This is a genomic window from Pseudomonas entomophila (assembly GCF_029478665.1).
In the GTDB taxonomy this organism is placed as follows: domain Bacteria; phylum Pseudomonadota; class Gammaproteobacteria; order Pseudomonadales; family Pseudomonadaceae; genus Aquipseudomonas; species Aquipseudomonas entomophila_F.
Genome location: NZ_JARPQB010000083.1, coordinates 1 through 8,389, shown reverse-complemented (window position 1 = coordinate 8,389; position 8,389 = coordinate 1). Strand labels below are relative to the sequence as shown.

The window sequence follows — 8,389 nt, the reverse complement described above, 5'->3', positions numbered from 1 at the left end:
CTCACTCCAGATTCTAATCCCCCATCAAGACACAAGCGGCTTTAGCCGCGATCACCCGCAAAGCGGGTGCCACTTGCCACGGTGCCTGCATCGCGGCTGAAGCCGCTCCTACAGAAGCTGGCGCCAGGGTTTAGAAGCGCAAGCGGACCCCGGCCACCCAGCGGGTCTGGCCGATGTCCTCGCCGTCCTCCCGGGCCTGGTCGGCACGGTTGCCGTGCAGGCGGTTGAAGCTGACACCGACGTAGGGTGCGAATGCGCGGGTGATCTCGTAGCGCAGGCGCAGGCCCACTTCGCTCTCGGCCAGGCCCGAGCCTTGTTCGCGCCCAGGGTCGTTGCGCCCGAAGAAGTTGGCCTCGACGGTGGGCTCGAGGACCCAGCGGTTGGTCAGCAGCATAGCGTAACCGGCCTCCAGGCGCAGCGCGGTCTGCTGTCGCTCGCCGGCATAGGCGGTGGCCTCCAGCTCCAGGCCGTAGAGCGGTGTGCCTTGGATACCGAAGGCGGCCCAGGTCTGGCCGCTGGCGGGCTTGAAATCCTGGCGCACACCGCCGACCAGCTCCCACCAGGGGCTGATGGCATGGCCCCAGAGCGCCTGCAGTTCGGCCTTGTGGGTCTTGCCTTGCTCGCGCTCGCCTTCACTGCGCAGCCACAGGCGGTCGATATCACCACCGACCCAGGCGGTGGCGTTCCAGTTCAGGGCGCTGCTGCTTTCGAAGTTCTGGTATTCCAGCTGGTCGACGATCACCGCCCAGTTGGTTGCCCGATCGTGCACCTGATGCCCTGGCAGCGGCGGGAATGCGGCGCGGCGGTCGGCGTCGGTGATCGCTGGCAGCGGTGTGCGCGGTTGGCTGGGGGGCGCCGCTGCGTGGTTCATCTGGCCGTGATCCATGGGCATGGTACCGTGACTCATCTGGCCGTGGTCCATTGGCATGGCGCCATGATTCACAGGCGCCATGCCAGCGGCCAGGGCCCGTTCGCTGGCCAGCAGGGCGAGCAGCGCGACACCGGTGACGATGCGGCGGTTGTAGATCTCATTCATCGACCCGTACCTCGCGGAACATGCCGGTCTCCATGTGGTAGAGCAGGTGGCAGTGGTAGGCCCAGCGGCCCAGGGCGTCGGCGCTGACGCGGTAGCTGCGGCGGCTGCCGGGGGGCATGTCGATGGTGTGCTTGCGCACCAGGAAGCACCCTTGTTCGTCCTCCAGGTCGCTCCACATGCCGTGCAGGTGGATGGGGTGGGTCATCATGGTGTCGTTGACCAGGGTGATGCGCACCCGCTCGCCGTATTTCAGCCGCAGCGGCTCGGCGTCGCTGAACTTGATGCCGTCGAACGACCAGGCGAAGCGCTCCATGTGACCGGTCAGGTGCAGTTCGATATCCCGCGACGGTTCTCGGCCGTCCGGGTCGGGGTAGGGGCTGCGCAGGTCGGCGTAGGTCAGCACGCGGCGGCCGTTGCCGCGCAGGCCGATGCCGGGGTCGGCCAGGTTGGCGCGGGGCGCCATGGTCTGCATGTCCACCAGCGGGTTGTCGATTTCGCTGGCGGGATGGCTTTGCATCATGGTCATGGCGGGCATGGTCGAGTGGTCCATGCCCGCCATGTTCGAGTGATCCATCTGCCCCATGCCGCCGTGCCCCATGTCGTCCATGCTCAGCACCGGGCGCGGATCCGGCTCGGGCACGGGGGCCTGCAAACCGGCGACGCGAGCCAGGGTGCCACGGGCGAAACCGGTGCGGTCCATGCTTTGGGCATACAGGGTGTAGGCGGGCAGGTCGCCCACGGTCACCAGCACGTCGTAGGTCTCGGCCACGGCAATGCGCAGCTCGTCCACGGTCACGGGCGTCACGGCCAGGCCGTCGGCGGCGATCACCGTGAGCTTCAGGCCCGGGATGCGGAAGTCGAAGTAGGTCATCGCCGAGGCGTTGATCAGGCGCAGGCGCACGGTCTCGCCGGGCTGGAACAGGCAGGTGAAGTTGCCGTCCGGGGGCTGGCCGTTGAGCAGGTAGGTGTAGCTGGCGGCGCTGATGTCGGCGAGGTCGGTGGGGCTCATGCGCATCCTTGCCCAGGCCCAGCGGTTGTCGACGGCCTTGCCCCAGCCGTTTTCGGCGACATCGTCGACGAAGTCGCCGACCGTGCGCTTGTGGTAGTTGAAGGCGTCGGACTGCTTTTTAAGCGTGGCCATCAGCGCCTCCGGCGCCTGGTCCGACCAGTCGCTGAACAGCAGTACATGATCGCGTTGGTACTGATGGGCTTCAGGCTCGCGCGGCTCGATGACGATGGCCCCGTAAACGCCGGCCTGCTCCTGCAACCCGGAGTGGCTGTGGTACCAGTAGGTACCGCTCTGGCGCAGGGTGAACTGGTAGAGGTAGTCGCCACCGGGTTCGATGCCGGCGAAGCTCAGCCCCGGCACACCGTCCATGTTGGCCGGCAGGATGATGCCGTGCCAATGGATCGAGGTGGGTTGCTCCAGGCGGTTACGCACCCGCAGGGTCACGGTGTCGCCCTCGCGCCAACGCAGTTGTGGGCCGGGCAGGCTGCCATTGATGGTCTGCGCGGTGCGTGGGCGGCCGGTGATGTTGACCGGGGTCTGGCCGATGAACAGTTCGAACTGCTGGCCGCTGAGGTCGTGCAGGGGGCGGCGGCCTTCCGTGGCCTGGGCCAGTGGGCGCCAGAGGCCCAGGCCGGCGAGGGCGGTGGCGGCGCCCAGGCCCTTGACGAAGGTGCGGCGGGTTGGAGTAGGTGGCATGGCGTGCTCTCGCTGGGAAAGTGCCACGATCCTCGCCGCCCGCGCCTGTCAGCTACCTGAGATGTGGATTACAGATTTGTCAGCAAGCGCGATATCGGACCACTTCCAGGGCTGTGGTCGGCGCCTTCCGAATGGTCTGTAGCCGCAAGTATCCCCTTTCCGAACGCTTGCAGGGCAGGTATTCCTCATGCCGGCCCGGTGACGGGGCCGCTAGGGTGGGGCCCTTTCCCGATTGGCTAGACGACCATGATCACACCTTCGCTGGTTTCACTTACGCAATCCGAATCCAACCTGATCGGCCTTGGCCCAGACCTGTCCTGGGCAGAGCGCATCGATGTGCTCGACCTGCTGGATCACGCCGAAGGATTCGCCAATCGCTTCTTCGACCACCAGGCGCTCTGGAAGAGCTGGCTGGACCGTTTTCGCAACCGTCTCGAAAAGCATGGTTGTGCCAGCTTGGAGAACCTGAGCCATCCCCCGCGGGTGGTGGGTAGCTATGCCGACTTCGATGCCCAACTCGGCCCTATCGGTACGGGCTACATTCCAGCGCTGTTGGCCAGGCAGGCACGCGATGCCCTGGATGTGCTGCGTGGCAGCGCGTTCGCCAGGAGGTTCTTCGAGCAGGGCGCGCAGGATGGCCAATCTTCCTCGTTCATGGTGACTCCCTGCTACAAGGACGACCAAGGCAGGATCAGCTTCGCGGTCTATGCATTCAGGCTGAACGCAACGGTCGAGATGCGTGACTTCGACTTCTGGAGCGAAGTCCGCCGCGACATCGTGGTGTGGAAGATCGGCACCGCCTATCGTTTCGACCGGGAGCGTTTCGCCGACTTTCGTGGGCAGATTCACGAGGACCTGACGCGCTGGTCGCGGCGTGCACTGCTCGAACTGCCGATCGACTGATCACGGCATGTCAGGCAGGTCACGCATAAGCAGGCCGTATGCCAGTGATACCTGCTCGGGAATGGGCAGGTACACGGTGTGACCATCGCCGGGTGCGATGTGAACGGGTTGCTGCATGCGGTCATGCATCCGTTCGAGGTCGAAGTGGTAATTGCCGCGTGGGGTCATCAGCTCCAGATGGTCGCCCACGGCGAAGCGGTTCTTCACCTTGACCTCGGCCAGGCCGTCGACCCGTTCACCGGTCAGCTCACCGACGAACTGCTGGCGCTCGGACACCGAGTTGCCACGCTGATAGTTCTGGTACTCGTCGTGCACGTGTCGGCGCAGGAAGCCTTCGGTGTAGCCGCGCTGGGCAAGGGACTCGAGGTTGTCCATCAGGCCGCGGTCGAACGGCCGCCCGGCCACCGCGTCGTCGATGGCCTGACGGTATGACTGCACCGTGCGGGCGCAATAGAAGTGCGATTTGGTACGCCCTTCGATCTTCAGCGAGTGCACACCCATGTGGCTCAGCCGCTCGACGTGCTGGATCGCACGCAGGTCCTTGGCGTTCATGATGTAGGTGCCGTGCTCGTCCTCGAACGCCGGCATCTCCTCGCCCGGACGGTTGGATTCCTGCAACAGGAACACCTGGTCGGTGGGGGCGCCGATGCCCAGCGTCGGCTCGAACTCGCGGACGATGTCACCGCTGGCGTTCTCGGTGGCCGGGGTCGCCTCGTACTTCCAGCGGCAGGCGTTGGTGCAGCTGCCCTGGTTGGCATCGCGCTTGTTCAGGTAGCCCGACAGCAGGCAGCGCCCGGAGTAGGCCATGCACAGCGCGCCGTGGACGAAGACTTCCAGCTCCATGTCCGGCACCTGCTGGCGAATCTGCTCGATCTCTTCCAGCGACAGTTCCCGCGACAGGATCACCCGGGTCAGGCCCAGGCCCTGCCAGAACTTCACGCTGGCCCAGTTCACCGTGTTGGCTTGCACCGAGAGGTGGACGGGCATCTGCGGGAAGTGCTGGCGCACCAGCATGATCAGCCCGGGGTCGGACATGATCAGAGCGTCCGGGCCCATTTCGATTACGGGTGCCAGGTCCTTGAGGAAGGTCTTCAGCTTGGCGTTGTGCGGGGCGATGTTGACCACCACGTAGAACTGCTTGCCCAGGGCCTGGGCTTCCTGGATACCGAGGGCCAGGTTGGCGTGGTCGAACTCGTTGTTGCGCACCCGCAGGCTGTAGCGCGGCTGGCCGGCGTAGACCGCATCGGCGCCGTAGGCGAAGGCGTAGCGCATGGTCTTGAGGGTGCCGGCGGGGGCGAGCAGTTCGGGCTTGGCGAAGGAGGTCATGGTGCGCACCGGGGCAAAAGGCGCGGATGCTAAGTCGATGGCCAATCGTGGGTATTGATCTGGGTCAACGGCACTTTTGCCAATGGGCAGGGCACTAAATGGTTGAGCCCATGAGGAATGCCCATGAACGAAACGGTGTTGCAGAACAAAGCCCTGACCGTGCTGCTGGCACTGGTGACCATCGCCTTCCTGTGGATCCTGCTGCCATACGCAGGTGCGATCTTCTGGGCGGTGATCCTCGGTATTCTTTTCTCGCCCTTGCAACGCCACCTGCTGTTGCGCTTCGGTGGGCGGCGCAACCTGGCGACGGCGACGGCGCTGATGACATGCCTGCTGATCGCCGTGCTGCCGGTGATCATCATCAGTGCCCTGCTGGTGCAGGAGGGCGCCGCGTTGTACCAGCGCATCGAGAGCGGCCAGCTGGATATCGCCGGCTACATCGAGCGCGGCAAGGACATGCTCCCGGCCTATGCCCAGCATTTCCTCGACCGCATGGGTATGGGCAACCTCGACGGCCTGCGTGACAAGATCAGCAAGTGGGCGACCCAAGGCAGCCAGTTCCTCGCGGGCCAGGCGTTCAGCTTCGGCCAGGGGACTTTCGAGTTCCTGGTGAGCTTCGGCATCATGCTCTACCTGCTGTTCTTCTTTCTGCGCGAGGGCGCGGAGGTGGCACGCAAGGTGCGTCAGGCGGTGCCATTGCCCGAACAGCAGAAACGTCGTCTGCAACTGAAGTTCAAGCATGTGGTACGCGCCACGGTCAAGGGCAACTTGCTGGTGGCGATCACCCAGGGGGCATTGGGCGGCTTGATCTTCTGGGTGCTGGATATCCCCAGCGCGCTGGTCTGGGCGGTGCTGATGGCGTTCCTGTCTCTGTTGCCGGCGGTGGGCGCGGGGATCGTCTGGGCGCCGGTGGCGGTGTACTTTCTGCTGACCGGGGCAACGTGGCAGGGGATCGTGTTGATCGCTTTCGGGGTGCTGGTGATCGGGTTGGTGGACAACCTGCTGCGGCCGATCCTGGTGGGCAAGGACACGCGAATGCCGGATTACCTGGTGCTGGTATCGACCCTGGGTGGGCTGGCGGTGTTCGGGCTCAACGGGTTCGTGATCGGGCCGTTGATCGCGGCGTTGTTCGTGTCCAGTTGGGCGATCTTCGTGTCGACCAAGCCGCAGGTGCAGTTGCCTCTGTAGGAGCGGCTTTAGCCGCGATGCAGGCAACGCGTTGCCTGGTACCCGCTTCGCGGGGGATCGCGGCTAAAGCCGCTCCTACAGAGGTCTTGGCAAATCAATGAGTTATGTTTTGTTCCATGAGAACCGGCTTGCCGGCGAACAGGGTCAATGATCAGCGGAAGCTGTAGGAAACCCCCGCATACACCCCGAACCCTTCCCCCGGCGTCGAGCGGGCAATGTCCTGCCCGGCGTCGTTGTACCCCGGCGTCACCGTTGCCGCATAGCGCTTGTTGGTCAGGTTGCGCAGGTCCAGCCAGGTCTGCCAGTCCTGCTTCGGAGAATCCCAGCCCAGACGTGCACCCAGCAGGGCATAGGCGTTGGCGTGGTAGCTGTTGGCGTAGTCCACTTGCACCTTGGAGGCCATCTGCGTGTTCACCCCGGCGTGGAAGCCACTCGGCCAGTCGTAGCGCAGTTCGGCCTGGTAGTAATGCATGGGGATGCCAGGCAGGCGGTTGTCACCGAACGTGTCGTCGTCGCGGTAGTGGAAGTCGCTGAAGGTGTAGGCCTGGCGCAGGCTCAGCTTGCCGGTGCCGGGTTGCTCCCAGAGGGGGCTGTCCAGGCCGGCTTCTATGCCCTGGTGCACGGTGGGGCTGGCGTTGAACTCCTTGAACGGTAAACCTTGCACGACTTCCACGTTCAGCAGTTCGTGGCGTACCTGGGCGTAGTACCAGGCCAGGTCCCAATGCCCCAGTGCCGAATCGCCGCGGGCGCCCAGCTCCAGGGTGGTGGCGGTCTGGTTCTGCATCTTCATGGGCTGGTTGGCGACCGGCGCACTCCAGACCAGTGACCACGGGTGTGGCGGCTCCACCGAGCGACTGAGGTTGCCGTAGACCTGCAGGTCCGGGCGGATGTCGTAGCGCAGGCCAATACGTGGCGCGTAGTCCCAGTCATGCTGGCTGACCTTGCCGCCGCTGGCGGGGTAGGTCACGTCGCTCTCGCGGCGGGTGTAGATCATCGCCAGGCCCGTGGTCAGCCACAGGTCGGGGATCAGCTCCAGGTCGTTGCCCGCATGCAGCACGGTGTCCGAGCCCTGATAGCTGAAGTCGCGGGTACGGGCGCCGAAGTTGTCACCGCTGGTGCGGGCGAACTGCGAGGCGCCACTGTTGGGCAGGTGCTTGGTGGTACGCCAGCCAATGGTGGTCTTGCTCTCATGGCCGAACAGGGTGTCGCGACGCAAGTAGTTCAGTGTGCCGCTGACGTCGCTGTAGGCGACCTTCAGGCGCATCGGTCCCTCGCGCAGGTCCATTGGGTAGTCGTGATAGACCAGCCCCGTCTCGAGGCGCGAATCGTCATCCAGGAAGAAGGTGGTCTTGTTGCCCACCCAGGTACTGCCCGGTTGCGGGCGACTGTCGTCGCGGGCCAGGTAGGCCGGGTTGGCGGCGCGGGGGTGATGCTTGATCTGTTCCTTGGTCAGGCGCCCGGCCAAATCATTCTCGGTTTCCCGGTAGCGCAGGTAGAAGCGCGTTTCCAGGTTCGGGTTGAAGCGGTAGCCGACGTTGGCGGCGATGCCCTTGGCGCTGCCGCTGCTGTGCTGCTGGTAGCCGTCATATTCAGCGTCGGTCAGGGCCACGTAGTAGTCGAGGTTGCCCAGTACCTGGCCGGAGCTGACATGCCGGCGCTGGTAGCCACGGCTGCCGGCTTCGTAGCGCACTTGCAGGGGCGCCGCATCGTGGCCGGTGTGGGTCACATAGTTGATCGCGCCGCCCAGGGCCAGCGAGCCTTGGTCGAAACCGTTGGCGCCACGCAGCACTTCGGCGCGGCTCAGCCACAGCGGCTCGAACAGCTCGTAGGGGGTGCCGCCCGGGCCGGTCAGCGGCAGGCCGTCGAACATCGTGTACACCCCGGAGCCATGGGCGCCCGGCGCGCGGTTGATGCCCGAGCCACGGATCGACAGCTTGATGCCGTCGTTGCCCGCCGACTGGGCGAACACCCCCGGCTGGTAGGCCAGCACGTCCTGGTTGCTCGCCACCCGACCCTGGCCCACCTTGTCCATGTCCACCAGGTTGCTGGCGCCGGGGATTTCACGCAGGTGCTCGGCGGCGGCTTCCAGTTCGGTTTGCTGCTGGTCCTGGATCAGCACCTGGTCGAGTTCGACGCGGTTGGCGGCCTGGGTTGCGCTGGCGACGAACAGGGCCAGCAAGGAGTAGGGGAGGGTGGGGCGCATGGGGACGGGGTTCCAGATCGAGTGCTGT

6 protein-coding genes are annotated in these 8,389 nt (G+C 65.2%); 2 read left to right on the top strand and 4 right to left on the bottom strand.

The window, feature by feature from the left end:
- Positions 1-130: 130 nt before the first annotated feature.
- Together P5705_RS25375 and P5705_RS25370 are read right to left on the bottom strand one after the other, a co-directional pair.
- The gene (locus P5705_RS25375; RefSeq protein ID WP_277463617.1) at positions 131-1,036 is read right to left on the bottom strand and encodes a copper resistance protein B; all 906 of its coding nucleotides are present in this window, start codon (positions 1,034-1,036) and stop codon (positions 131-133) included.
- Positions 1,029-2,741: a copper resistance system multicopper oxidase gene (locus P5705_RS25370; RefSeq protein WP_277463616.1), complete on the bottom strand. Its 1,713-nt coding sequence runs from the start codon at positions 2,739-2,741 to the stop codon at positions 1,029-1,031. The genes P5705_RS25375 and P5705_RS25370 overlap by 8 nt, the downstream gene beginning before the upstream one ends.
- 246 nt (positions 2,742-2,987) lie before the next feature.
- Between P5705_RS25370 and P5705_RS25365 the strand changes: the two genes are divergently transcribed.
- The gene (locus P5705_RS25365; RefSeq protein WP_277463615.1) at positions 2,988-3,644 is read left to right on the top strand and encodes a hypothetical protein; all 657 of its coding nucleotides are present in this window, start codon (positions 2,988-2,990) and stop codon (positions 3,642-3,644) included.
- Here P5705_RS25365 and yegQ read toward each other — a convergent pair whose 3' ends face one another.
- Positions 3,645-4,970, bottom strand: a complete 1,326-nt coding sequence (gene yegQ / locus P5705_RS25360; RefSeq protein ID WP_277463614.1) for a tRNA 5-hydroxyuridine modification protein YegQ — start codon at positions 4,968-4,970, stop codon at positions 3,645-3,647.
- A gap of 123 nt (positions 4,971-5,093) precedes the next feature.
- Here yegQ and P5705_RS25355 point away from each other — a divergent pair, with 123 nt between their 5' ends.
- A complete protein-coding gene (locus P5705_RS25355) occupies positions 5,094-6,158 on the top strand; it encodes an AI-2E family transporter (RefSeq protein ID WP_277463613.1) in 1,065 nt (354 codons plus the stop codon).
- A gap of 151 nt (positions 6,159-6,309) precedes the next feature.
- On the opposite strand, the gene P5705_RS25350 is transcribed toward P5705_RS25355, so the two are convergent.
- The gene (locus tag P5705_RS25350; protein WP_277463618.1) at positions 6,310-8,361 is read right to left on the bottom strand and encodes a TonB-dependent receptor family protein; all 2,052 of its coding nucleotides are present in this window, start codon (positions 8,359-8,361) and stop codon (positions 6,310-6,312) included.
- Between the last annotated feature and the right edge of the window lie 28 nt (positions 8,362-8,389).